The organism is Microbacter margulisiae (assembly GCF_014192515.1).
Lineage (GTDB): Bacteria > Bacteroidota > Bacteroidia > Bacteroidales > Paludibacteraceae > Microbacter > Microbacter margulisiae.
The window spans coordinates 419,122-445,392 of record NZ_JACHYB010000001.1 but is presented as its reverse complement, the minus strand read 5'-3'; the positions used below and the strand labels follow the sequence as shown (position 1 = coordinate 445,392).

The 26,271-nt window shown below is 40.8% G+C and carries 17 protein-coding genes and 2 pseudogenes; 3 read left to right on the top strand and 16 right to left on the bottom strand.

Annotated elements, in window-relative coordinates:
- Positions 1 to 231 precede the first annotated feature (231 nt).
- The 5 genes from FHX64_RS01875 to FHX64_RS01855 form a co-directional block, all read right to left on the bottom strand.
- On the bottom strand, positions 232 to 612 hold the full coding sequence (locus FHX64_RS01875; protein WP_183412154.1) for a GxxExxY protein: 381 nt from the start codon (positions 610 to 612) through the stop codon (positions 232 to 234).
- A gap of 420 nt (positions 613 to 1,032) precedes the next feature.
- Positions 1,033 to 1,848 carry a Shedu anti-phage system protein SduA domain-containing protein gene (locus tag FHX64_RS01870; RefSeq protein WP_183412153.1) on the bottom strand — a complete coding sequence of 272 codons (816 nt, stop codon included), beginning with the start codon at positions 1,846 to 1,848 and terminating at the stop codon, positions 1,033 to 1,035.
- A 162-nt stretch (positions 1,849 to 2,010) separates the two neighbouring features.
- A complete protein-coding gene (locus FHX64_RS01865; protein ID WP_183412152.1) occupies positions 2,011 to 2,967 on the bottom strand; it encodes a zinc ribbon domain-containing protein in 957 nt (318 codons plus the stop codon).
- A gap of 479 nt (positions 2,968 to 3,446) precedes the next feature.
- Positions 3,447 to 4,289, bottom strand: a complete 843-nt coding sequence (locus tag FHX64_RS01860) for a helix-turn-helix transcriptional regulator (RefSeq protein WP_183412151.1) — start codon at positions 4,287 to 4,289, stop codon at positions 3,447 to 3,449.
- A gap of 423 nt (positions 4,290 to 4,712) precedes the next feature.
- On the bottom strand, positions 4,713 to 5,207 hold the full coding sequence (locus FHX64_RS01855; RefSeq protein WP_183412150.1) for a hypothetical protein: 495 nt from the start codon (positions 5,205 to 5,207) through the stop codon (positions 4,713 to 4,715).
- A gap of 91 nt (positions 5,208 to 5,298) precedes the next feature.
- On the opposite strand from FHX64_RS01855, the gene FHX64_RS01850 reads away from it, so the two are divergent.
- Positions 5,299 to 5,925, top strand: a complete 627-nt coding sequence (locus FHX64_RS01850) for a fibronectin type III domain-containing protein (protein WP_183412149.1) — start codon at positions 5,299 to 5,301, stop codon at positions 5,923 to 5,925.
- Positions 5,926 to 6,520: 595 nt separating this feature from the next.
- On the opposite strand, the gene FHX64_RS01845 is transcribed toward FHX64_RS01850, so the two are convergent.
- From FHX64_RS01845 to FHX64_RS01835, 3 genes are all read right to left on the bottom strand, one after another.
- Entirely contained in the window at positions 6,521 to 7,735 is a 1,215-nt protein-coding gene (locus FHX64_RS01845) for an IS256 family transposase (protein WP_183411945.1), read from the bottom strand.
- A 131-nt stretch (positions 7,736 to 7,866) separates the two neighbouring features.
- On the bottom strand, positions 7,867 to 11,379 hold the full coding sequence (locus FHX64_RS01840) for a proline dehydrogenase family protein (RefSeq protein ID WP_183412148.1): 3,513 nt from the start codon (positions 11,377 to 11,379) through the stop codon (positions 7,867 to 7,869).
- Between the two features lie 368 nt (positions 11,380 to 11,747).
- Positions 11,748 to 12,989 carry a glycoside hydrolase family 27 protein gene (locus tag FHX64_RS01835; protein ID WP_183412147.1) on the bottom strand — a complete coding sequence of 414 codons (1,242 nt, stop codon included), beginning with the start codon at positions 12,987 to 12,989 and terminating at the stop codon, positions 11,748 to 11,750.
- A 131-nt stretch (positions 12,990 to 13,120) separates the two neighbouring features.
- On the opposite strand from FHX64_RS01835, the gene FHX64_RS01830 reads away from it, so the two are divergent.
- Both FHX64_RS01830 and FHX64_RS01825 read left to right on the top strand, forming a co-directional pair.
- Positions 13,121 to 14,284, top strand: a complete 1,164-nt coding sequence (locus FHX64_RS01830) for an IS4 family transposase (protein WP_183412146.1) — start codon at positions 13,121 to 13,123, stop codon at positions 14,282 to 14,284.
- Between the two features lie 139 nt (positions 14,285 to 14,423).
- A pseudogene (locus tag FHX64_RS01825) lies at positions 14,424 to 15,375 on the top strand (IS1595 family transposase).
- A 26-nt stretch (positions 15,376 to 15,401) separates the two neighbouring features.
- Here the strand turns inward: FHX64_RS01825 and FHX64_RS01820 are convergent.
- The 8 genes and pseudogenes from FHX64_RS01820 to FHX64_RS01785 form a co-directional block, all read right to left on the bottom strand.
- Positions 15,402 to 16,955 (bottom strand): alpha-L-fucosidase, encoded by a 1,554-nt coding sequence (locus FHX64_RS01820; protein ID WP_246392274.1) that lies wholly within the window; start codon positions 16,953 to 16,955, stop codon positions 15,402 to 15,404.
- 182 nt (positions 16,956 to 17,137) lie between these two features.
- A complete protein-coding gene (locus FHX64_RS01815; protein WP_183412145.1) occupies positions 17,138 to 18,259 on the bottom strand; it encodes a DUF6786 family protein in 1,122 nt (373 codons plus the stop codon).
- Between the two features lie 11 nt (positions 18,260 to 18,270).
- A complete protein-coding gene (locus FHX64_RS01810; protein WP_183412144.1) occupies positions 18,271 to 19,332 on the bottom strand; it encodes a zinc-dependent alcohol dehydrogenase family protein in 1,062 nt (353 codons plus the stop codon).
- A 39-nt stretch (positions 19,333 to 19,371) separates the two neighbouring features.
- Positions 19,372 to 20,397, bottom strand: a complete 1,026-nt coding sequence (locus FHX64_RS01805; protein ID WP_221202116.1) for an aldo/keto reductase — start codon at positions 20,395 to 20,397, stop codon at positions 19,372 to 19,374.
- 282 nt (positions 20,398 to 20,679) lie between these two features.
- Positions 20,680 to 21,999, bottom strand: coding sequence for an L-fucose:H+ symporter permease (gene fucP / locus FHX64_RS01800; protein ID WP_183412143.1), 1,320 nt, complete (start codon positions 21,997 to 21,999; stop codon positions 20,680 to 20,682).
- A gap of 90 nt (positions 22,000 to 22,089) precedes the next feature.
- Positions 22,090 to 23,469 carry an alpha-L-fucosidase gene (locus FHX64_RS01795; RefSeq protein WP_246392272.1) on the bottom strand — a complete coding sequence of 460 codons (1,380 nt, stop codon included), beginning with the start codon at positions 23,467 to 23,469 and terminating at the stop codon, positions 22,090 to 22,092.
- Between the two features lie 82 nt (positions 23,470 to 23,551).
- Positions 23,552 to 25,357: an alpha-L-fucosidase gene (locus tag FHX64_RS01790; RefSeq protein WP_183412142.1), complete on the bottom strand. Its 1,806-nt coding sequence runs from the start codon at positions 25,355 to 25,357 to the stop codon at positions 23,552 to 23,554.
- A 25-nt stretch (positions 25,358 to 25,382) separates the two neighbouring features.
- Positions 25,383 to 26,214: pseudogene (locus FHX64_RS01785) on the bottom strand (IS5 family transposase).
- Between the last annotated feature and the right edge of the window lie 57 nt (positions 26,215 to 26,271).

The window sequence follows — 26,271 nt, the reverse complement described above, 5'->3', positions numbered from 1 at the left end:
TTTATTTTCAATGTTTCTATCCCCAGTACCATTTAATCACTACTATATTAACGCTCTTGCTTTTCAGGTCTGTGACCAGCCTCACCTCAACCGGAAAAAGATCCTACTTATTACATCCCTATCTCTTTTGTCACAAATTACAAATCCCCGCCAGTGAGCTAAATATCATTGTCAGAATCAGAATTTTCAGAATTCAATAATTCACAGAATCAACAGCCGGTAACTCCCAGTTCAATGCGAAGGAGCTGTTGGATGGAATATAAGTTTGTACTGTAAGCTTGTTGCTCCGAAATTTATCAATAAACCTTTTTCGAAGTTATATGCTACCACATAATTCTTTGCCTGAGCCAAATGGACATCTTCAAGTGTTGTCAGCGCTTTTAATTCCACTATGACTTTGTTTTCCACCACAAAATCGGCTCTGCGGGTACCTACATTTATTCCCTGGTAATAAATGGTCTGTTCCGCCTCCCTCTCAAACGCAATATTAGCCCGTTCCAATTCTATAGCCAGACAACGTTGGTAAATTACTTCCTGAAACCCATTCCCCAGCATATTATGCACTTTCATTGCACAACCAATTATATCGTATGTCAACTTGTCCTTTTCCATCCGCTACTGTTTCATTTGCTGTATCTGATTCTATCTCTCTGTATTCTATGATTCCGTAAATTCTGTAATTCTGTAAATTCTGATTCAGACATTATTTTCCTCCGCTCGCGCCGATTTGTAATCGATGTGTTGTTCGTCAAAACAAGAAAATGCTTGCTTTCCCAAAGCAACACACAAGTTGTAAGCTTGCGCGAGATGATCTGACAAAAATCAATGCTTTCAACAATGATGTCTTTATATTCATTTCTTGTAAAAACATCTACCCAGCCAAAAACAGCAAAACTTACAAAATATACTCCTTCAGGATTGTGGAACTTATCATTTCTATTCCTATTCTATATGTTTCTATTGCTCTTGCAGACCAAGCCACAAATTACAAATTTGCGCCAGCGGGAAGATGTTGGCAGCTGTTCTTCTTTGTCAATATGTGCTTGTTCCAATTGCTTCATCCGCAAAATCTATCAAATTGTCATAATGGAAAACTTGAAGTTTCCGTTGTTCTAGATTACGTCTTTGCAACCGATATGTTCTTTTATTATAATCAGTTCGTCTGCCTGCCACAACAACATAATGCATTCTTGTTTTATCAAATACGGTGAACTCTTTTGGAAGTTTTTCCGTTTTATTTACAGTTTGTTCAAAAACCAGTCGTAAATTAGAAAAATTCTGCTCTAACCAAATTTCCCAATCGTCAATTTGTTTTATTCCTTTTCTAATTGTCTCTCCATATGAACCGTCACTTATCGTTATTTGTCCATATGGATTTTCTAACTCAACAAAAACAAAGTGGTGACCGTCTGAATTTTCTCCAACAAGTAAATAGTCCACTTGAAAATTTGGTGGCAACTTAAACTCTGGAAAAATAAATAAAGAATGGTGCCCAAACCTATAATTACTTTTTAAGATTGAGCCAATTAGAAAAAAGGCTTTCTTTTCTTTGATGAAATTCAATATTTGTCTTTCTGTTGTTTGGAAATTGTCAAGTAAAATACTAAAATCTTGCAGTTTACTTTTTAAAGATACGCTCTCACTTTTCAACTCAACAGAATCCAAAAAATTATTTGGGAACAAACTAAGAAAGTGTCTAACAGCAACAGGATATTTTGCATAAAGCGATTTCCTGATATTGTCGCTTGGCCTGCCATTTATAACAACTTTTTCTTGCTCTTTCAATTGTTCCCAAAGCAAATTTTCCTCAATAGTAATAGTATTAAAATCTCTATCGTAAAGTGTCATACTGTGTCATTTTAGAATGGCTGCCAACGGTCACTTGCAAGTTGTCGTTGCGGATTTCGAAGAGCGTCAGTGTCCGATAGGACATGACGGTCAAGAAAGGAGCAGAGACAATGCACACCACTGCACCCGCAATGCAATTTGCAATTTGTTGTGCGTAGTTTTTTATTTGAATCCAGTCGGCAGTTTCCTGTTTATTTTCTTACTAATCTCATTTACAAAATTTTTCATATTAGCTGGTGCTGCGCCATTCATATAATTTTCTTCCTTGTATCCATAATTGGTTGTAATAACTTTTAATCCTTCTTCCGACCTCCAATTCCGTACAAATTTCCAGTTTTTATCATTTGCAGGATTTACTTTTTCAGGGAATGCTTCAATTACATCTTTTATTAAATCAAGATTCATAACAGGACAAAAGCGATATTGATAAATATTTTTTCCCAAATTATGACTAATCCTTTCTTTGTCAAATTTCCAATCCGCTTTATTGTTTAGCCATTCTCCGTAAGTAAATAATTCTGAATTTTCATTGAATCCCAATCTTGATTGAATACAGCCCCATAGGTTAAATTCATAATCATTCTCATATCCAAAGCAATAATATTCAGGTTTATAGCTTTTCTTTCTTTGGTCATAACACCATTTGTAACTAAATATGGAATCCCAAAGAACTTTTTCTCCGTTGTGATAAACACGTCGGTTTCTCCAACCTTTCATGTTTTCTACTAAGTCGTCTAATAATTCAATTTGGTCTTCAGCAATTGTAACTCGGTAGATAACTTTCTTTCCTTCACCAAATTCGACGAAAGAATCAAACTTTCTAGCTTCTGCAACTGCAAATTCAAATGTTTGAGACGATGAATAATTAAATTCTATAGTTATTCCAAAATCAGGGATTGGGTCAATTATTATTTCGACCTCTGGTTCCGTATTTTTTGCTTTTGGTTTAGTTTCTTTTTGGACACTTAAATTTGTTCCGCATTCTTGACAAAACTTAGAGTTTGGTTCATTGGGGTAGTTGCAATTTGGGCAAGCAATTTCAGACTGATTTGCACCACAATGGGGACAGAATTTAAAGTCATCCTGAATGTCTGAACTACATTTGTAACAAATTCTCATATCTATTCATTTAGTCGGTTTTGTTAAAATTACGCACAACATCTATATATACGCCCCTCAGTTGTATATACGCCATAATATGGCGCATATATTTGTCTTATAAGTTTGCTACATTTGTTGTAATTAAGCTCATTATATCTATCTGGTTATTTCTGTTTATGGCGTATATCCTTTTGTTGTAATATGCGCAATATATCTCAGTTGTCCTGCTACTCGAATGTCCAGGTAAACTTTCTATGCAACCTTTTCCATCGGCTACTGTTTCAATGCTGTATCTGATTCTATCTCTCTGTATTCTATTATTCCGTAAATTCTATAATTCTGTAAATTCTGATCCAGACACTATTCTGTAAATTCTGATCCAGATGTTATTTTGTGCCAGCGGAGGTTAACATGGCAAAGGTCAACATTCTTTTTTTAAAATCCAACTTTATATGTCACTTTTTTTATGTTGCTAAGCATTTTTTGAGCAAGAAAGTTCAAGAAAGGCAAAGAAAGGTTTGTGGCCAATCCACAAGGTTACCTGCGGTGAACAGGTAAATGGCATTACATATAAGCCTCAGTATCCTTAAACAATGAAAGGCCTGCGTCATATTTTTGGATTTTGTTCTGGACAAAATAGTCTGGTGGTGGCTGTGGACGGTTTTTTTGCTGATAAACAACTGCTCGGCAGCTATATGCGCCCCTTTCCCGTCAACTGTCATTTCCAACACCTTTATCTGTCGCCCGGAAACAAGATCGAATTCCTTGTTTTTGTGTATGTCTCCTTTCGCCAGCCTCATTTTCTTGTTCGTGGTATTAAAAATCCACGCCTGCGGCTTTTCCTGGCTTGCCACAAACTCCAACTGGTCGACGATGATGTGTATCAGCCACAATTTATCATCATTATCATACTCAAACGGTATCATACGCCGCAACACCCTTATGTATTTGCCCGAAGCACTGCGCATTCTGAAATTGCTCACCATCTCGAAATGGGCCTGTTCGCTAACCGGAAGTGACATAAAAAAATGATATGCCTGCTGGTCGGCTGTAAGCACGCAAGCAAGGTCGTCGGGATGAATCAGATCCATAAACAGGCATTTGGGCTTCTTGTCCGTATCATTCGCCATTGCCCGGCCCGAAAAAGGATAAAAACGGGGATCGACAAGGGCATAACTGCCTTTGTGCAAATCGAAACAGAAATTCAGCGAATGATTTCCCCTGGCTATTTTCAGTAAACGGGGAAGTTCCTGCTCCAACATGGCATATCTCTTTTTCCCTACTTTGCACAAATGATAATGAATTAAGTCAGCATGCTCTTTACAAACAGATGAGTTCATACACAGGCAATTTAATGATTAAATTCCACTTTCGTCAGTTGTTTTTGACTTGAAAATCAAGGATATAAAATTAGTTACACATAATCATCACACAGGTATGGCCAATTTCACCAACAGGGAGTCCAGCCTCCAAAGCCCCGGACTGCGCCAGTGGGCGCCTTCATCCTGCAAACAGGACGGTTGCTACGCCAACTTCCCTTATTATAATGATGCTTTCTGACAGAATGAGAAGACGAATACAAAGAGGATGACGCGATGGAACCAGACATATAAATGAGGCACAAATATAGAATATAATTTTTACTTATTTATCCTTTATCCTGTTTATGCGTTATTCTTTATCATTATAATCTAAAAGATAACTGTTAATAAAATGTGCTTTTTTGGGGTGTGTTTTTTCATAAATCACCATATATCTATGGTTTATACTTTTAGTCCTTGCTGATTTTGCCTCAAACTGGTCAAAAAAAAATAGTGAATATTACCTATATGTATTTTAATATTGACAAAGTACATTTGCAGTGCACAAACGATCATTGAAAAAGTAAAATCAGTTTTTTCACGATAATGATTATTGGCCATCGCGTAATTTTCTGCAGCGCTCTCTAATAAAATAGAATGTTGCAACATTTGAAAAATCAATTTTTCGGTCGGAATGGAGATAATCACGATACTGAACGGAACATTCAGGGTACTGAATGGAGCATTCAGGGTACTGAATGGAGCATTCAGGATACTGAACGGAGCATTCAGGATACTGAACGGAGCATTCAGGGTACTGAACGGAGCATTCAGGGTACTGAATGGAGCATTCAGGATACTGAACGGAGCATTCAGGGTACTGATTGGAGCATTCAGTGTACTGAACGGAGCATTCAGGATACTGATTGGAGCATTCAGGATACTGATTGGAGCCATTTATTGAAGGATGAAGAATGAATTTACTTCGTTAAAAAAACGGGAGTGACTTCAGTATGTATCTATATATCAACACAAAAAAAAGTTATTTATGAACACAACAAGAGTAGCAAAAGAGGTTTCACGTAACAAGTATTCGGATGAAGGCATCGTTACTTATGCGCAAAGTATTAAAAATGCTTTAACAGATAATGAGAATTTTCCGGGTCCGAATCCACAATTGACCGAACTTCAAAAGTGTATCGATGAGATGAAGGTAGCCATCGTGAACAGTAAAAATGGGAACAAAGAAGACACGGCAATTAAAAGGAATAAACGGGCTAACTTAGAGGCAATTATGAAAAAATTAGCCAATTATGTGCAGGACACAAGCAATGGCGACGAAGCCATCATCCTCAGTTCGGGCTTTGAAATTATCAGGAAAGCATCACCGGTAGGCCCGTTACCACGGGTAACCGGCATAGAAATAACTCCGGGGACAAGCCGTGGCAGCCTCAACCTGAAATGGGACGTGGTGGAAAGCGCCTATGCATACAATGTAGAATATATCGAAATGCCAGGCAGTGAAACCAGTAGCAAAACACGCTTATCGACAAGCAAAAGCAGCATTATTATTCCCAACCTCAAGCGTGGGCAGCAATATGCATTCCAGGTTGTAGCAGTAGGCAGCGACCCAACACAAAACTGGAGTGACGAAGTAAGCAGCTTCGTGATGTAAAAACCGGAAATAATTGTACGGGCACCCTGCAAAGCGATAGTCTCTTTGAGAAAGAGACTATCGCTTTATGTTGTGAGGGAGGCCGGAGAATAATGTTCAAGAGCTGTCCCCTTTGGTGAAAGGGGACGAGCGGAGCGGAGGGGTTGGAAGAATCACATAGCTGAATAAGTAACAAAACAGCCAGAAGTTAAAGAAGATGCAGGAAGATCTAACCCTACCCCCTTCGGGTACTTCCCTTCATCAGAAGGGCAGAACAATCTGACAATCAAGCAATGCTACCATGGTTACCAAAACATGATGTTCAAGAGCTGTCCCCTTTGGTGAAAGGGGACGAGCGGAGCGGAGGGGTTGGAAAATTAAACAACGGTAGCGTAAAATAAACTGTGTCAGTTTCAATTCTTATCAAATTTCAGATACTCAATTAATCCGATTTTTTATAATGGATAATGAAGATCCTGAGTTTTGTTGGGCAAAAACGGTTAGGGGTCGACCCCCTAATCGTTTTTTATTACAATGGCACAAAGTTTCACCATCGTTTTGTTGGGTGGAAGCAAAACTAAGAAAAATGCCTGGATATTTATTTGATGTTGTGATTTTATTCAAATAAATTAAACCTTTCAGGAAATTTAATCGCCAGTTGTTGTGCAGTTAACCCCCAGTTTGACAGAGGCATAGTCCATTTTTTCCGGATATTGCGATAGGCCAAATACACCAATTTTTCCAATGCTGTATCATTGGTAAAAACACCTTTGTTTTTGGTAACTTTCCTTATCTGACGGTGATAGCCTTCTACGGTATTGGTGGTATATATGATTCTTCGGATAGCATCAGAAAACTCAAAATAAGCGGTTAGTTTTTCCCAATTATCACGCCATGATTTAATGACAATTGGATAATCCTTTCCCCACTTTGAATCAAGATTATCGAGTTCGATTGCTGCCTGCTCTTTGCTTACTGCTTGATAAACAAGCTTCAAATCTTTCATGAACGTTTTCTGATTTTTACTTGCAACATATTTAATTGAATTGCGGATTTGATGCACCACACAAGTTTGAACTACTGTGTGTGGAAATACGCTTTTTATAGCATCTGAAAAGCCACTAAGATTGTCCGTAGAGGCTATTAGAATGTCATTTACTCCTCTTGATTGAAGATCGGTGAGCACCGATAACCAAAAGTTAGCTCCTTCGCTTTTGGAAATATACATGCCAAGCAAATCTTTGTAACCGTTACGGTCAACACCCAATACGTTGTATATGGCTCGTGTTACAGGGCGATTCTTTTCGTCCATCACTTTGTAGTGAATGGCATCCATCCAAACAATTGGATAAACACTATCCAATGACCTGCTACGCCAGGACTGAATCTCTGGCAGAACCCGGTTTGTTATGGAACTGATTGTGTCAGCAGAAACCCTGTTTCCAAGGTTTTCCTCCATCCAATCGCTTATTTCCCGAGTACTGTTCCCCAAGGCATAAAGACCAATTATACGGTCTGCAACACCTTCTGCAAGTATTGTTTCACGTTTCTTTATAAACTCAGGTTCAAAACTGGAATGGCGGTCACGGGGTGTATGAACGGTGACTTCACCCAATTGGGTTTGAACTTGTTTGGACATACGTCCATTGCGCCGATTGCCTAAACTACGCTCATCTTCATCTAAATGAGCATCCATTTCTCCCTCTAAAGCTGCATTTAGAATATTTTCTAACAAGGGCGCAAAGGCACCATCTTTGCCTAAAAGGGGTTTGCCAGATTTTATCTGTTCTAAAACTTTGGCTTGAAAAGCCTTGTAATCAAATTCTTCCATAAAAATAAACTGTATTGTAAAGTTATAAAATTATTTTATTCTTTACTGACACAGTTTAATTTACAGTCTCTAAACAACTGCATAACTGACAAAAAACAGTCAATTGAATACGTCTTCCCGTTCCTCTATCTTTAAACCATCGTTTCCGTTATGCTGCCATAACGATGATACTCAAACGCAATGCTTTGTTCCTTTACATAATGAAGCAACTCCACCCTGCCTTCCACCAGCGGTGCGGCCATGGCGACATATTTGCCCAAATCAGCCGCCTTTTTATAGAAAGCCTCAGAAAGATCACTGCTACAGGTACGAACCCTTTCATACCGGTCCATTTCTGCCAGGAATTGCTCTTCTGCCTGAGTAACAATGGAGAAATAATGACCTGCTATCCGCTGCAACACAGCCAGGTGAGGATGATCCTGATCGATGCTTATCAGCAATGGCGTCTTAACAGTCGTGGCAGCCACAACGATCATCAGGATGTTGGATAATGTATCGTTTTTCTGTACCCGTAGCGCCATACGTTTCAACGGCAGGTAACGAAAGGTATTCCGTTCCCCGACAATATGGTGAATATCTTTTTCCTGCGAAAATTCCTCCTCACGGTTTCTCCGGTAACTTTCGACAGCAACCCTGAACCGCGGCTTCTCCGCTTCGGTGATTTCGTCCAGAAACTGTTGAAACTCCCTGATATCCCCTTTTGCCGGTTGAAGCGTTTCCACCTCCCGGATGTTGACAAAGTTGGAGACATAGTTACGTCCCCCGGCTTTTAACCCGCCCCCAAAGGCAGACCGTTTCATACCTCCAAAAGGTTGCCGGTTGACAATAGCGCCTGTGATACCCCGGTTGATATACAAATTGCCGGCTTCGATATGTTCCTTCCAGAAGCTTTGTTCATTTTCATCCAGGCTTTGAAGGCCCGAAGTCAACCCATATTCGGATGAATTCACCAACGCAACGGCATGATGCAAATCGTCGGCACAAACCACAGCCAATAGAGGTCCGAACAATTCCGTCCTGAAGGTGTAACTATCCGGTTTCACACCCCATTTCACACAAGGTTTTACCATGTAATGCTTCTCATCGGCAAAAACAGGAGGAACCAGCCACGACTCCCCTTCTTCCAGATGCCCGATGGCATAAAGCAACTTCTCGTTTTTGTCGGTAATCACCGGCCCGACAATGTTACCGCCATCCCATACGCTGCCTGTGTGCAGACTGGTGACAGCATCTACCAGTTTTGCCTTAAATTCAGGATCGTCATACACCTGTTTTTCGAGCACAAGCAAGGAGCAGGCGGAACATTTCTGTCCGGCATTGCTGAACGCCGAAGTGACGATGTTTTGTATGGCATGATCCCTGTCGCCGCTGGCAGTCAGTATAATGGCATCTTTTCCGCCGGTCTCGGCAGAAAGCGGACAAGTGGGGTTATTTTCCAACAACCGGAAAGCGGTATCCGTTCCACCGGTCATGATGATATGTTTGATAGCCGGATGTGCAGTAAGATAGTTCACCGGTTCGCGCCCATCAGCACATACCAGTTGCAATGCATCCTTTGGAACACCCGCATCCCAGAAACATTTGGCAAACTCCCAGGCAACAGGAAATGCTACGGTGGCAGGTTTCAGAATGACGCTATTGCCGCCGGAAAGGGCAGCCACTACCCCACCCACTGGAATAGCCAAAGGAAAGTTCCAGGGCGGGATAACGAGGACAATGCCTTTCGGAGTCACTGAAATAGTCTCCAGTTCGGCAAAACGTTTCATTGAGATGGGATAGAAACGGCAAAAGTCGGTCGCCTCGGAAACTTCAACATCACCTTCCGTAAATGTCTTTCCGGTAATAGCAGCCATGCAGCCAATCAGGTTGCCCCTGCTGTCGCCAAGGTTCAACGCCACCTGGTGCAGGATGTTGTTGCGTTCATCCAGCGTAGTCTTACGCCAGCCGGAAGCATCTTTCTCAGCCACACCGATGATCTCTTTCACCTGGTCAAGATTCGACAAGCTGACCTCACATACCGTTACTTTCTCTGACTGGCTCCTGTCGTAATAGGGATATTTCTTTGCAGAAATCATAGTTTGCTCCCCTATCTGAACCGGGATTTGATAAGGCTCTGTGGTGGACGACTTCATCCAGGTCTCCCTGATCGACTCTGCCCAAAGGCGGTTGGAGCGTAAATAGAAATCCGTGTCGGGCTCATTGACAAAATGATCTAAATCGCCCACCGGCTTTGATGGCTGGCGCCTGTCCTGTGTGCGGAACGAAGCAGCCGCCATCTTATCTTTCAGGCTGAAAGCTTCCTGAAACTGTTGTTCAAGGAAATGCCATTGATCGCTTCCGTACTTCAGGTTGAATGAATAGCTCAGGAAATTATCTTTCCCTGTGTTTTCATCCAAACGGCGAACCAGATAGGAAACGGCATTCAGGAAATGTTCATTCTTCACCACGGGCGTGTACAAAATAATCTGTTTTTGCATGCTCCGCATGACGCGCGGAAGATGGTTGGCCATCCCCTCCAGCATTTCGAAAGTAACGAACTCCGATACATTGTTTTTCCTGCTCAACAAATCGGCATACCCCAAAGAAAAGAAATTATGGGAAGCCACGCCTATATGCAATGCCCGGGCATTGTCAGGTTCCAGCGCCCGATCCAGTATGTGCAAATAATTGGCATCCACTTCCACTTTCGATTTCAAAACCGGATTCTCCCACCCTCTCAAAGAAGAGATCACTGTTTCCATCTGCAGGTTTGCTCCTTTTACCAAACGCATTTTAAGCGGGGCACCTCCTTCGGCAACCCTTTTGCGGGCAAACTCCAGCAGTTCGGTCTGAAAATTCCACGCATCAGGCAAGTAAGCCTGAACCACAATACCCGCCGTATAATTTTTAAATTCCGGATAAGACAACACCGTCTTGAATACATCCAGCGTCAATTCCGTATCCTTGTATTCCTCCATATCCAGGTTCACAAACTTCGGGGACAGGTTACCATCCGCATCCCGATAGGGATAATCAACAGACTGACGGTAAATTGTAGCCAGACGTTCGCAAAGATCCGTTTTGTTCTTTTCGTAATTCAACGGATTGATTTGCGCGTAAATACCCGAAATCTTAATGGAGATATAATTTATTCCGGGATCTTTCAATGCTTCCAGATAACCTTTGTAGCGGTGGTCAGCTTCGCCATCACCCAACACCACTTCTCCCAGGAGGTTTACATTCTGACCTATTTTCTGCTGGTGACGCTCATCCAGATGGTGATTCAACACATTGGGTTGCGCGTCGATAATCACTTTCGAGGTATCCGACCGGAGTCTTTTCTTGAAAATCGGCACCGAAATAAAATCAAACCAGTAACCAAAGGCCGTAAACAACCGAATCAGAAAAGCATCCGACGAACTAAAAAACGCAGGCACGCCATATTGCTCGATCAACAACTTCATGCGGCGGGCCAGTTTCCTGTCGTCCCTGATCTGGGATGACTCATCCAATAACTTGGAAAGCAATATCTTATCGTTTGGATTCTGTATCAGGACAGCATACTTCTTCTGTTCCCGCACTTCGTCGGCAGTAAGCGCTTTCTCCGAATTCGAAAGAAACTCTTTTGCCCAATTGATAACTTCGGCTGATGTAATCTTTTCCATACGTATAGTTTTAAATGTAAATAATCTCAACGCTCCAGAATGGCACTAATAAAACATTCATATTCAATCACATGATTCACAACGAACACAGGTAAGGCATCCAAATGAATCCATGCGAAAGATAGAAATTTTTTGATGAAAAAATCAAGATTACCATAATTTCAGTGTAACTATACAGAAAAAATTCAGGACACGGGTAATGAAGCATGTAAAAAAAACAACTGCCACTCTGCAAACAGAATGGCAGTTGATGAAGTAAACTACACTAATCTTTTTATATTGCAGTCATCTTGGCTTTTACAAGATTTATCAGGTATAGATGAAAAAACTCTGCGGATACACAAATCGCAAAGCTTCTCCATAAAATATCATCTACGTTCTTTGTGTTTCTCTTTTTTTATTTGTTTTGAAAGATATACCATCAGAACATCATGGGAAGGAACTGTGCCTTTTAATGCTTTCTGGGTTGTTCCCATCGCTTTGTTGGTCCATAAATCCACAATAGCATACCGTTGTGTATTGGCATTTAGTTCCCGGTTGGATAACGTGTCTTTTACTACATTTGCTTTCCAGTCAAAATCGATAGCTTTGGGTTCAGCCGCCCGGTTCAGGAAACAGATAGCCCAGTCTCCACCTTCCAACGGTTTCATCCATGTTTCCACGCTGTCTTTAACTTCATAGCGCAATGCCTGTATCCCCAATGAATCCTGGTCGACGGCAATGACACCCCGGTTGGTTAAGATCTCACGGGTCTCTTCGCTCATGTGGCGCAGGTCATTTCCTGCGATAAGGGGAGCGGCAAGCATAGCCCACATGGAAAAATGGGCACGGTCTTCATTAACCGGCATACCATTGCCCACTTCGAGCATGTCCGGGTCATTCCAATGCCCCGGTCCTGCATATTGGCGCAAGTTGACTTCTTTGTCGATGATTTGAGTCACTCCAAGTGGAGTCCATCCATTGGGATTGGGCTTAATATACCATCCACAACCAATATCTCCGGTAGTACGCCATAGTTCGGCAATGGGAGCTCCCCATAGCCAGGGCTGGTTGGTTCCCCATTCACACATGCTGAATACAATCGGACGGTGTGTGGCAGCCAATGCTTTGCTCATCGTGGTGTAGGCTTCCCTGGCATTGATTCCTTCCGTGTTGCACCAGTCGTATTTTAAATAATCTACTCCCCATGAAGCATACGTAAGTGCATCCTGGTATTCATGCCCCCGGGTTCCAGGATATCCGGCACAGGTTTTTGTACCGGCACAGTTGTAAATACCAAACTTTAATCCTTTGGAGTGAATATAATCGCCGAGGGCTTTCATCCCATCGGGAAACTTTTTTGGATCTGCCTGTAAATTCTGGAGTGAATCACGTGTTGGAGAGAGCCAGCAATCATCAAGTACCAGATACTTGTATCCTGCATCGCGCATACCGGAAGAGACCATGGCATCGGCCATTTCCTTGATCATCTTTTCGTTGATGTTACAAGCAAATGTATTCCAACTGTTCCAACCCATGGGCGGCGTCAGGGCGAGCCCGGGATATTTCTGTGCCAAAGCTGCTGAGGTAACTGCTGCAAAAAATAAAAATGTAAATGTGAGTTTTTTCATAATTGATAACATTGCTGTCCCATTAAAATCCAAAAGAGGTCTTTGAAATATTTGAAATTTAGTTAGTTATATCTGTTTTTCGAGCGCGACGATTTCAATTTCTAATTTTGCAGTCTAATAAATAGGCTGCAATGAATAAAGAGAAATATGTGTTTGCCCAACTGATATCATTTCTGAACGAACATAAGTTTCGTCGTATCGTTGATAAGTACCAAGGTAATCGATATGTAAAGCATTTCACGTGCTGGAATCAATTACTTGCTCTGATGTTCGGACAACTTTCCAACCGAGAAAGTCTGAGAGATTTGATTGTCGCACTTGATGCTCATCACTCCAAATCTTATCATTTGGGTTTTGGCAAAAATGTTTCAAAATCATCTCTGGCAAGAGCCAATCAAGACAGAGATTATCACATTTTTGAAGAGTATGCTTACTACCTGATAACACAAGCCAGAGAGAAACGAGTTTCTGATATCTTCCAACTTGGTGGTAATGTCTACGCTTTCGATTCAACAACGATTGACTTATGTCTTTCAGCCTTCTGGTGGGTGAAGTTCCGTAAGAAGAAAGGTGGGATCAAAGTACATACATTATACGATGTAGAAACACAGATACCAGCATTTTTCCATATCACTGAAGCGTCAGTACATGACTCAAAGGCAATGAAAGAAATTCCGTATGAATCAGGATCATATTATATATTTGACAGAGAATACAACAGCTTCAAAATGCTGTATAAGATTCATCAGATAGAAGCTTTCTTTGTTGTTAGAGCCAAGAAGAACCTGCAATACAAATCCATCAAATGGAGACGCAGATTACCGAAAAATGTGCTTTCAGATGTGATGATTGAATTGACGGGATTTTATCCAAGTCAATACTATCCGGGAACTCTTCGTTTGGTCAGATACTGGAATGAAGAACAAGAACGTGAGTTTGTCTTCTTAACCAATGCGATGCATATTTCGGCACTTCAAGTTGCCGAACTTTACAAGAACCGCTGGCAAATCGAGCTGTTCTTCAAATGGTTGAAACAACATCTGAAAATAAAGACATTCTGGGGTACAACTGAAAACGCTGTTCGGATTCAAATCTACGTAGCTATATGCACATATTGTCTGGTGGCAATAATCCAAAAGGACATGCAGCTTGACAGAAGTACATATGAGATTTTGCAGATCCTGAGTATATCTTTAACTGATAAAACTCATCTTCGGGACCTCTTCGAGAGAACTAAATTTCAAAATGACAAAGATCGTTTTAGGCTTAATGAGCCAAGTTTATTTGATTTTTAAAATGATTATCCGCAAAGCGACCTGTTGAAAAAGAGGCTAAAATTACGGTTGAGTTTGTAATAAAAAGTTCTCAATATATTTGTATAATTCATTGAAATTCATTATATTTACAGCGTATTCGATAGTAAAAATACACACTATGAATCTCTTGAATTTCATTCTAAATTTTCCCGATGAGGAATCCTGTATTGTGCATTTTAAGGCGCAAGGGGATCAAATCGGTGTTTTTTGTCCAAAATGCGGCAGCACAAAACATATTTGGCTTAAAAACAAGGTACGTTACGAGTGTGCGCATTGTCATCATCGCCAGTCCATACGAAGGGATACAGTATTAGAATTTTCTAAACTCCCTTTTCGTTGCTGGTATGTTGCCATGCACCTTTTGACCAGTACAAAAAAATCTTTTTCAGCTTCCGAGTTGCAACAGCAACTGGGACATAAACGCTATCAACCCATTTGGGAAATGCACAAGAAATTGAGCGACATAATGGGTAAACGCGACAATGAATATCAGCTTTCGGGACAAATAGAACTTGACAATGCTTTTATTACCAATCTGATAAGTGATGACTGTAAGCACCAGGACTTAAAACATGGTGCAGGCAGTCAGAATAAGTCTAAAGTCATTGTAATGACAGAAAGCATTGTGGTTGAAAATCCCAAACCGGGTAAAAAGCCAAAAAAGATAAACCACATTAAAATGCAGGTAGTGCCTGATTTAAGAGCTGATACTGCCGTTGAAATTGTCAAAGAACAAATTGATTCAAAGGCGGAATTAACCACCGATGATTCAAAAACATTTTTTAAGCTACACAAGCTGTGGAGTCTCACAAGGCTCAGGTTATAGAACCAGAAGACCTTCAGAAGATACTTCCATGGGTTCATATCAGTATTGCAAACGTGAAACGTTTACTACTTGATATGCACCACCAGCTAAAAAAGAGTATTTACAATATTATCTCAATGAGTACTGCTATAAGTTCAACCGAAGATATTTCGGGGAAAAGATGTTCGATAGATTAGTGTTTGCCGCTGCAAATTACAATACCGATTTCAAATCCAGAATTTATAACAGGTCGCTTTTCGGATAATAATAATTTTTAATTTCGCCCAAATTTTAATGGGACACTAGTGTATTAAACTGTATTCTAAATCCAAGTACTTTCCATGCAGGGAGTACTGCCGGTTTGTCGATCACCAAGGCATCGTCTTGCTGATGCCATCCCAAATGTTCCTTGCTGCCTAGCATTGTAATGGAAGCAATGGCCTTCTTTTCGTATGGATTGTTTTTACGCAATGACACAATACGGATAGCCCCCGTTGGCTGGCCAAGACAAAAGGCATAGAGAGTCTTCCCCTTTGTGGTAAAGCGTATGTCCTGTGCGCTGTATTGCAGCTTGCTTTCGTTAAACATCGCACTTTTCACTTCTTTGGCGTTGGCCGGGTTTTCCCCATATATTTTCCAGGGACGTGATCCATAGATGCCTTCTCCGTTGGCCGCCGTCCATTGGGCAATGCCATGCAAAATGTGCAGCATATCCGGTTCCAGGTTCCCTTCGGGTGTCTGGACAACATTTATCAACAGGTTCCCGTTTTTACTGACGATATCCACCAGCATCTGGATAATCTCTGTTGCGCTTTTATATTGTTGGCCGGTCCGGTAAAACCAATCCCCTATGGAGGTGTCCGTTTGCCACGGATATTGGCTGATGGTGTCCATCACCCCGCGTTCCATGTCCTGGACAAAGCGCCCCTGCGAGGGTTCCTTGCAGGTATACACGGCTTCCAGTTGCCCATCGTGTTGTGCCATATTGTCATTATAAAAATGGGCAATGAGGCTTCGCCCGATATTGCCAAAAGGAAGGGCGCTGTCAGAGTACAAAAAATCGGGATGGTATTTATCGATTAACTCCCGTATGCTATAGTACCATTCATGCTGCCATTCCGGATTATTCGTCAGCCACCCGTTGTCTCCCGGGGCTGCCTTGCGATGGTATAAATCAAAATATTTCGGGTTATTGGCATCATAGGGCACGCCTTTCATCGGGCCTGTGGTATCCGCGCTGTGGGCTTTCTGGAACCAGGTGTAACTTGCCCCCAGGTGTTCCGATACACCGAAATGGAGGCCTTCTTTCCTGGCTTCTTTTTCCCAGATGCCTACTACGTCTTTGTGTGGCCCGTAGTTGACTGCGTTCCACTTGTGGAGTTTTGAGTTCCACAGAAAGAAATCGTCATGGTGGACTCCCATGCTGACAAAGTATTTGGCGCCTACTTTCTTGTAAAGGGCCATCAGTTTGGCCGGATCCCATTTCTGTGCTTTCCACAGGGGGATGATATCTTTGTAGCCAAACTTCGAGGGATGGCCATACCGTTTTAAATGGTCAATATATTCTGTACTTCCTTCCTGATACATTTTTCGTGCATACCAATCGCCTTGTTCTGGAACGGCCTGTGGTCCCCAATGCGCCCAAATGCCAAATTTGGCATCACGAAACCATTTTGGGTATTTGTACTGCATGAGCGACTGGTCGGTGGGTTTGAACTTTCCTTTTGGATAAGGAATGGTGTCAAAATGTGCCGGATAATGATCCAATTGAGCAAAAGCACCAAAGGAACAAAGCATCAGCAACAAAGTGACGATACTTAATCGAAATAATTGATTGCGTCTCATTTTTTAGTTGTTTTTAATAATGGATATTTAGAACTCATCGTATTTTTATTTGCTTATCTATTATCGGTGTGATTTAGAGTCACACCGATAATAAGTTGTATTCTATTGATTATGGAAAAATAAAATTATTACCTAATTTGATATATGCCTGTAATCAAGAATATTTCGTTCCTGTTTATGGGTCAAATCTTCGTGTCGTTCAAATTGACGCCGAGTACTTTTATAGCTATTTCATTCAACGATTCGAAACTGCCTTTAAAGTGCATGGTGGTATGGTTATGAACAATAGTTTCTCCAGCTTTCAAACGCGCTGCAGGCGAAGAGGTTTCAATTTCATAAAACGGTCCCATAATACTTCCGTCTTCAAGCGGGCCATCATTGTACGAATTGATCACGTCCCCTTTGAAGGGTTCATCCTGATGTTCCCACATGGAATTGACATACACATTGTCTTTTTTCTCAAAGTTAAAATGCACGATGGTCAACGTTTCATTTTCAGCATCATAAGCTCCTGCATAGGGTATGGTCATTTCAGGAGGAATGCCGATCTTTCCCCGTTTGTTTCCGTCGCCTTTGAAAAGAATGGCGTGATCGGTCACCTTCAACCGGTCAGCATCAATCTTTCCAAAATAGCGGTCGTTTATGGTTGCCTGATCCGATTTCTTATACGGAATGATGACGGTATTCTTTTCCGACGGAATAAATTGACCCAAGATCCAGATGGATAACATACCGGTTGATTCACTCCATTCAAACTCACCGGTGTTGGTGAGTTGGTTTTGAGAAGTAAATACGATAGAATCCACTCCTACGGGAATTGCCATTCCTAATTCATTGGAAACTGTTGCTTCATCGAGCAATGCAACGCTCCGGTCAAGACGACAAGATAAAGTTTTCCCTGTCCAGTTTTTTAAAACAGCCGATTTAGTAAACGTTGCTTTTTTTGCATCGGTATAAGTCAGGTTCCATTTGTCGGTATCAATCAACGATGGAGCTTGCCAGTCATCGAATCCAAAATTGCTTCCTTCTTCAAAGAAAATGGAGTATTGTCCGCCTTCCGGGCCGAGCCAGTAACGATCCTCACCACCGAAATTATTGCAATGAGGAAGACATTGCTCCGATGATATTAAATCGTAGTTAATCCATCCGAAGCTATATCCATCTTCTCCGTCGGAACTGCTTGTCAACACTCTGCCTTGAAGATCGGGTGTAAGCAGCAGCCGTTTATTGTCGCTTCGTAATTCTACCAATTGAAAATGATTCGATAGAAATTTTTTGTCGTTTCCGTAGGTTTTGTTTTCCATTAAATTCAACGTTATTTAATTTCCTCGTCAAACACCACAGCCACTTTACCACATTTACCTTCTGCCATCAGAGCAAAAGCGTCCGAAGCATTGTCGAGTGTGTATCGATTGGTCACCAAGTCTTCAGGATGAATTCCCCAACGGACAATGCGCTCCACTAACTCTTCCATACGCCAGATATTCGTTACCCATGAACCATAAATGGTTTTTTGATCGTGAATCAAATCGGGACTTGGATTCAGCTCCATGGTACCTCCTTCGCCGATAAGTACTATCTTTCCCCATTTTCGTGTTGCACGAACTGCTAATTGACGACCTATGGTATGCCCAGAACAATCCACCGATTTTTCAACTCCCATTCCTCCGGTTAACTCTAATATTTTTGCTGCGGCATTTGCATCCGAAAGGAAAGCATGATCGACCAATCCTTTTTCAATGGCAATATCCACGCGTTCCTGAACTGTATCTACCCCGATTACTTTGATTGCACCCATTGCTTTAACCAACATACAAGCGGCAAGTCCTACAGGGCCAAGACCAACTACCAATACAGCATCGTTACCACTGATCCCGATTTTCTCCAATCCTTCGTACACGGTGCCAAATCCACAGGCAACTTGTGCTCCATCGGTATAGGTCAACGAATCAGGAAGAGCAACCAAGTCTTTTTCTTCCGCTAAAAGATATTCGGCCATACCACCGTCACGTTGCCAACCGTAAGCACGACGATACTTGCTGGTGCAACTAATCATGTAACCACGACGGCAATCATTGCAAACACCACATCCTGAGATATGATAAACAATCACTCGGTCGCCTTCTTTGAAACGACGAAGTCCGGGACCGCATTGTACAATCTGTCCTGAAGGTTCGTGACCGCAAACTTTATTTTGATATCCTTCAGGCCCTTTGCCTAAGTGTTCTCTATAAATGGCGCGTATGTCGCTGCCACAAATGGTTGAAGACTTCATTTTGATTAAAACTTCTCCATGCCCTGGAACCGGAATCTCTACATCTTTCAGTACCACCGTACTATTTCCCGGCAAATATGCCGCTTGCATTTTCTTACTCATTGTGTCTATTCTTTTGATTGTTCTTATATAAGGTGAGTTTCAATTTGTTTTTATTTTGCCGTCCTCATCCCAAAGATCTTCCCATGTTGCTCCTTTCCATGTGAAAACCTGACCTTTGATAAATCGACAGTTTTTGTCAATGTTTTTAATGGCTGCCATTTCGGCATCCGTCAGCGGATCTTCGGTAACGCAACGCAAATTGCTCATGTACTTTTCTTGTTTGACGGAAAATGGAATGGGTATTTGTCCGTTTTGTACGCCCCATTTAATGCAAATCACTGCTGGATGAACACCATGTGCTTTTGCTATTTCAAGGATGACCGGATCTGCAATGGGTGTTGTGTCATCGGGTGTTTTATCACGTTCTGGACGATTGGGTGATCCTACAGGAGAAAAACCAATTGGCTGAATATCGTGTTGAAGCAAGTAACTGAACAGTGCCGGTTGTTGAAAATGCGGATGAAGTTCCATCTCATTGCATGCCGGTTTTATGTTGCAATCGCGCAACAGTAATTCCATTTTCGGAATGGTCATGTTGGATGTGCCGATGTTTTTCACCAAGCCCATTTCTACCAACTTTTCCATGTCGCGCCATGTTTTCATATAATCGGTATGGATATAAGGTCTGGCATTGGCATCGCGCGATTCGACGGAAACCCCTTTAGCATGTGAATTCGGGAATGGCCAATGCACCAAGTACAAATCTAAGTAGTCGAGTTGCAAATCAGCGAGCGATTTTTTACATGCCCCGATCACATCATGGTGCATATCGTTCCACACTTTGGAAGTAATCCACAACTCTTCCCGTTTCACTTTGCCTTCTGCAATGAGTTGAGCGATTACTTCGCCGATCTCTTTTTCATTTCCATAAACCGATGCACAGTCAATATGGCGATAGCCCAGACATATAGCATCACGAACCGCATTGGCAATGGTTTGATTGTCATAATTATCCGAACCAAACGTTCCGAGACCTACTACGGGCATCTCCGCTCCCGTGTTTAACTTCTTCTTTGGTACGCTGTTCGGATCAACAGCGTTTGAATTTAATTGATTTGTAAGCATGTTGTTTGTATTTAATTTTACGGCAATAGGGAACTTCATAGGTAATAGATAATAGGCAATAGAACAGAACTGCAAGGTTAATATCTTTGCATTTTAATAGTCAAAAAAAAATTACTACTCTTGTAACGCTTTGAGCGATTCGCGTACACCGCCCTGACGTGCATCAATCGTGGGACGAATGCCTACTTTTGGATGATTTGAGAGAGGGCTCATAGAAAATTATACATTTAGGATATTATGTTTGTGTAATTTGTAATTTTGCTAAATCTGAGAATGGTTTTTTTAATGAGACGCAATAACAGGCTCGTCCGTCTCGAACAATGGACCGGAGGGTTTGTACCCGATGTAAGCATAGTAGATTATATAGAGGTATGCTATTAACGGGACAATCATTGCCAATGCCATACTTCCCGTATTATCGGAGATAAGACCCATAACAGGTGTCCAAACCGCACCTCCGATAATACCCATAATAATGATCGAACCGCCAATCTTAGTATTCGGTCCCAATCCTTTTACGCCTAAAGCAAAAATGGTGGGAAACATCAGCGACATAAAGAAACTGGAGAGTACCAATGCACTAGCGCCTAAAAGACCAGGTTGCACAACAGCTAAAGTCATCAACAAAGTATTGAGTATGGCGTAAAGACCCATGAGTTTGTTGGGCGATACTTTACTCATCAAAGCGGCGGAGACAAACCTTCCAATGCCGAATGCCACCAAAGCGGCAAAAAGAAAAACGCCAGCTTCTTTATCCGTGCGTTGCAAATAATCTTTCACATATTGAATCATAAAACTCCAGGTACCGACTTGAGCGCCTATGTAAAAGAATTGTGCTACAACGCCTTTTATAAAATGAGGATATTGGTGTAATTTAGAAAAATGTCCGTGACTTTCTTTTTTACTCCCATTCAATTCATTATGCGTTGCCGTTTCAATCCCGGTCGGGAACTTGGTGCGAGCAATCAACACTACCCAAATCAAAATGATAGTTCCAATCACCATGTAAGGCGGAATTACACGTAAAATCTCATGATGCAAATATCCCTGATACGTTCCTGCAGCTTTCATGGCAGTAACTTGACTATCCGTATAATGTATGCCTGAAAAGATGAAAATATTACCGATAAGCACAGCTGTCATAGAGCCGAGAGGATTAAAAGCTTGAGAAAAATTCAATCGTTGTGCCGATGATGCAGGATCACCCAGTACCGCGATAAAGGAATTGGAACCCGTTTCGAGAAAAGCCAAACCGCTGGCGATTACAAATAATGCTCCCAAAAACAACCCATAGGTTCCTAATATTGCTGCCGGATAAAAAAGGAAAGCCCCTGTGGCAAAAAGTAAAAGTCCGATAATAAGGCCTGTCTTGTAGTTATATCGATCCATTACATACGCTGCAGGAAGAGCTAAAAGGAAATAACCCATGTAGAAAGCCGACTGCACCAAGCCTGCCTGTAATCGGTTTAACTGAAACGATTTCATAAACTGGGGAATAAGAATATCATTCAGGTTATTGGGAATAGCCCACAGGTAGAAAAGTGCGGTCACCAGAATAAATGGAACCAAATAGGCTTTGTCGATGATTTTGTGTCTTTGCATAATGTCGTTCTTAAAATAAAAGAGGCTTCTTGTAAAAATGATTTTTTTAATTTAAAACATAGATGATTGGGGTGCTATGATTATCTCCGCCTATTTCTTTATAACAACCTTAATAACTGAGGCAATGGAATCAGGAGCATTTGTAGGTACACTAATGACGAGTCCATTAACTGTGACTCTAGATTGTAATTTGATTCCATTTGCTAATAAGGAAGAAGAAACAACTTTATTTGTCAGATTCGGAACAATCAATTTTCCATCAGTAGGCCAATTGAATACAGTTAGATAAAGAATAGTGTTATTTTTCGATTCTTTTTTAGTGCAACGTCCCCACTGCAATTGCTCTTTAAAAGGGCTGGCCATGGTGCCATAAATAGCTTGTCCGTTGATTTTAAGCCATGCCCCCATCTCTTTGAGCCGTTGTACTTCGGGTTGAGGAATGACTCCGGTTGCATCCGGCCCAACATTGAGGAGATAATTGCCGCCTTTGCTGGCAATGTCAATCAGGTTACGTAGTAATACCTTCGTGGATTTCCAATTATGGTCATCTTGTTTGAACCCCCATGTATTATTAATCGTCATACACGTTTCCCAGTCATGACCGGGTAATCCATTAGGTGGAATTTGCTGTTCGGGAGTTTCATAATCGCCAGGAAACCCGCCGCCAAGTCGATTGTTAGTGATGATGTTGGGTTTAAGTTTCAACAACGCATTAATTTTAGCAGCACGTTCTTGATTCATGTCGCATGGAGTGTCCCACCACAATACTGCCGGAAACTCGCCATAATGAGTTAACAATTCCTTCACTTGTGGCACCGCAATGCTATCAATATAATCGTCCATGTTCCTCTTTTGTGCAGGATCCCAAGCCCCTTTACACTCAGATCCTCCATTGTTCCAATCCTGAGCTTGCGAATAATAAAACCCTAATTGAACACCATGTTTTCTACAAGCTGCTGCTAATGGTTTCAAAATATCTTTACCGTAAGGAGAAGCCTGTACAATGTTCCATTTGCTTACCTTAGTTTTAAACATAGCGAATCCATCATGATGTTTAGCTGTGATAACAATGTATTTCATACCCGCTTCTTTCGCCAGACGCACCCATTCGTCAGGATTATATTTCACCGGATTAAACTCTTTTGCATAGGCTTGATACTTAGCCATCGGAATTTTTGCGTTACACATTATCCATTCACCAAGACCAGGAATTTGTTTGCCATCATACATTCCTGCAGGAACAGAATACACACCCCAATGAATGAACATGCCAAATCGAGCTTCACGCCACCATGCCATTCGTGCATCCTTATTTTTCTGAAAGGCATCGGTATTCGTTTTGCCGACGGATTTGTTTACTTGTTGTGCTGCATTGACTGCAACCAACCCTATGGCGCTCAGTAATATTACGGTGAATAAAATCTGACCATAATAGGTCATCCTTGAATGAATTGAATTTGTTTGTTTCATAATTTGTTAAATAAAAGATTTATGTTTTATGCTTATTTATAATAGATACTATTTTTTGGATAGTAAAACCATAATAATACCATTAAAACTTATATTCGACAGGCTTTACAATAATCCGTCTCAACTTAAATAACTCCTTGCCTTCATTAACCGGTGATATTTTTATAGTCTGTAAACCAGCCTTCCGAACTGTAATCATTGCCACCGACTGTTGAATAAACATCAGGGGGCGAGAAACATCATAATTTCCTGTACTTAAAGTTTCAAAATAGAATTTTTGACCTCCTACCTGCAATAACCCTTCTTGTTTACTGTTTTCAATGGGACAGCTATATTCTAAAATAATTTTATAATCACCAGGTTCGGCAAATTCAACATTGTAGATAAGACTATCAGAAGGTGATTGCATCATTGTAGCACATGTGGTGTGTTTCCATACACCAAAATAGAAGCTATAGGTGATTGGTTCAATCTTTGTATTTCCAGTTGGTTTGGCTTTAATCACATCCAAATTACATTCATTAAACTGTGGGGAGATAACAGACGGAGCATCAATATATGAATCACTAATTTTGCCAGTATATTCAACCACAATCACTGAGTTGGCATCATCCGGTAGTACTAAAGGAAGCTTAACTTTCAACATTTGCTGATTTTGTTTCCAATTCAGGCTTTTCATATTGCTCAAGAACCAAACTTTCTTAACTTTTACATTGACTCCTGGTACAATCAAATCTCCATTTTTTGGTCTTAACATCACATGCAAAAAAAGTTTATCTGGTTTTAATGTTGTAACACCCCATGGTTGAGGAGCAATTGGCCCGTAAGTCGTACCATAAATTGCTTTCCCATTTATTTTTAGCCATTTACCTACAGACAATAAACATTTTATTGATTCTTCAGGTATTGTTCCGTCAGCCTTTGGCCCAACATTGAGCATCAGGTTACCACCTTTAGAAACTATATTTGTCAATAACCTAATGATTTCACTAGGGGTTTTGAAGTTAAAATCAAATTTCAAATAACCCCATGAATCGTTGTGCGTGAAAATAGCTTCCCAAGGTTCTTTTATCACAGTAGCAGGCACCTCGCTATCTCCAAAGTCAAGAAAATCGCCCAGCCCATGTCCAACACGGCTACTAAATAAACAGTTAGGTTGTAATCTTCTTGCTGTATCAATCAACGCTTGGGTTTCCTCTTTGGAAAGCCCCCCGGGCATATCGAACCAAATTAAACCAAGAGGGCCATAATTGGATAAAAGTTCTTTGATCTGTGGTATTGATTTACTTTGGTAATAGGATTTATAATCTTTGTTTTTCTCAACAAAGTCCCAATCATTTCCACCACCATTGGGTTCGTGCCAATCAAGGAACTGTGAATAATAAAATCCTAATTTTATGTTGTTTTTCTGGCAAGCTACCGACAGCTCTTTTAACGGATCGCGATGAAAAGGAGTATGCATAATATTAAAATCAGATACTTTTGAATCAAACATGGCAAACCCATCATGATGTTTAGCTGTGATAACAATGTATTTCATACCCGCTTCTTTCGCTATTTTTACCCATTCAGCAGCATTGAATTTAACAGGATTAAACTGCTGTGCCAGTTTGCTATATTCTACTACAGGTATTTTTGCTCGATTCATTATCCATTCGCTTGAACCATAATAGCGTTTCCCATTCCATTCTCCACCAAGAATGGAATATAATCCCCAGTGTATAAAAAGTCCAAATTTAGCATTTTGAAACCATTGTGTTTTGGGAGTTTCTTGTTGTTTTGAAGTGGTCTTATCAATTATTCCTTTAGCTTTATATTGGGCATTTATATATGTTCCAATAGGAAAAAGAATAGCTAGAATTAAAAATAGTTGTTTGAGATTTTTCATAACAATGTTGGTATTTATATTGAAGTCATCTTGACTTTTTCTGTTTAGTAATTTTCTTAAGTAGTATCACGATAAAAGCGATAAGGTTAAAGCTTTGCCAGCTGGAGCAAGTAACATCAAATCTGTTCAATAGAGATCTGAAACTATCCATCCATGCATTGGTTCTTTCTATTCAATAGCGTTGCCGATAGAGCAATTCATCGAAAAATATATCATCCGTATGTGCTGCGATATGCCATTTAATAGCGATGTTGGGTATTATTTCATGGGAAGAACAGAATTATCTGAACTCCGCAGAGTCAAAACCTGCATCGGCATTAAGAAAAAGGCCATCAACTCTTATATCGGAGTTATTCAGTGAATCAATAATGTCGGTAAAACGTTCTTTAATTTGATGTATATCATTGTGTTTCCCTTCTATCGGGTCTGATATGGCCAATGGGATACCTTGTCTGTCTGTAAGATAAAGAGCATTGGTAGTCTTCCTTTTCTTCCGACCCTGATAAGCAACCTGTTCTCCTCCACGTAAAGCGGGGGGTATGGCTGCCATCCAAATCAACACTGGACATATCCAATGAGGATCTGTATTTATTCAATAAACCAAACCAGATTTGTTGTAACACTCCTGATTTACACCATGTGCGAAAATAACCGAAAACAGTCTTATAATGCAATATGACATTAGAAAATAAACTTTTAATTGGCAACATATGCCATTGACAACCTGTTTTTAATTTGTACAATATGCGGTTATCAATCTCGGCGATATCACACTTTGTCCTGAACCCTCTCTTGGGTACAGGGATGAATGGCACTATTTCTTTATTTATTGTATCTTTGTCGAGTACTAAGTACATGGGGAAGAGAGGTGTTTTATGGTTTTGCTTTTCATAAAACGGCTCTTCCCTTTTTTT

Excerpts from the sequence above, each read along its gene's own strand:
- FHX64_RS01795 (WP_246392272.1), bottom strand. The coding sequence starts at position 23,469 with ATGAAACAAACAAATTCAATTCATTCAAGGATGACCTATTATGGTCAG.
- FHX64_RS01875 (WP_183412154.1), bottom strand. The coding sequence starts at position 612 with ATGGAAAAGGACAAGTTGACATACGATATAATTGGTTGTGCAATGAAA.
- FHX64_RS01835 (WP_183412147.1), bottom strand. The coding sequence starts at position 12,989 with ATGAAAAAACTCACATTTACATTTTTATTTTTTGCAGCAGTTACCTCA.
- FHX64_RS01860 (WP_183412151.1), bottom strand. The coding sequence starts at position 4,289 with ATGAACTCATCTGTTTGTAAAGAGCATGCTGACTTAATTCATTATCAT.
- FHX64_RS01865 (WP_183412152.1), bottom strand. The coding sequence starts at position 2,967 with ATGAGAATTTGTTACAAATGTAGTTCAGACATTCAGGATGACTTTAAA.
- FHX64_RS01790 (WP_183412142.1), bottom strand. The coding sequence starts at position 25,357 with ATGAAAAATCTCAAACAACTATTTTTAATTCTAGCTATTCTTTTTCCT.
- FHX64_RS01820 (WP_246392274.1), bottom strand. The coding sequence starts at position 16,955 with ATGAGACGCAATCAATTATTTCGATTAAGTATCGTCACTTTGTTGCTG.
- FHX64_RS01830 (WP_183412146.1), top strand. The coding sequence starts at position 13,121 with ATGAATAAAGAGAAATATGTGTTTGCCCAACTGATATCATTTCTGAAC.
- FHX64_RS01870 (WP_183412153.1), bottom strand. The coding sequence starts at position 1,848 with ATGACACTTTACGATAGAGATTTTAATACTATTACTATTGAGGAAAAT.
- FHX64_RS01815 (WP_183412145.1), bottom strand. The coding sequence starts at position 18,259 with ATGGAAAACAAAACCTACGGAAACGACAAAAAATTTCTATCGAATCAT.
- FHX64_RS01845 (WP_183411945.1), bottom strand. The coding sequence starts at position 7,735 with ATGGAAGAATTTGATTACAAGGCTTTTCAAGCCAAAGTTTTAGAACAG.
- FHX64_RS01810 (WP_183412144.1), bottom strand. The coding sequence starts at position 19,332 with ATGAGTAAGAAAATGCAAGCGGCATATTTGCCGGGAAATAGTACGGTG.
- FHX64_RS01840 (WP_183412148.1), bottom strand. The coding sequence starts at position 11,379 with ATGGAAAAGATTACATCAGCCGAAGTTATCAATTGGGCAAAAGAGTTT.
- FHX64_RS01850 (WP_183412149.1), top strand. The coding sequence starts at position 5,299 with ATGAACACAACAAGAGTAGCAAAAGAGGTTTCACGTAACAAGTATTCG.
- fucP (WP_183412143.1), bottom strand. The coding sequence starts at position 21,999 with ATGCAAAGACACAAAATCATCGACAAAGCCTATTTGGTTCCATTTATT.
- FHX64_RS01855 (WP_183412150.1), bottom strand. The coding sequence starts at position 5,207 with ATGGCTCCAATCAGTATCCTGAATGCTCCAATCAGTATCCTGAATGCT.
- FHX64_RS01805 (WP_221202116.1), bottom strand. The coding sequence starts at position 20,397 with ATGCTTACAAATCAATTAAATTCAAACGCTGTTGATCCGAACAGCGTA.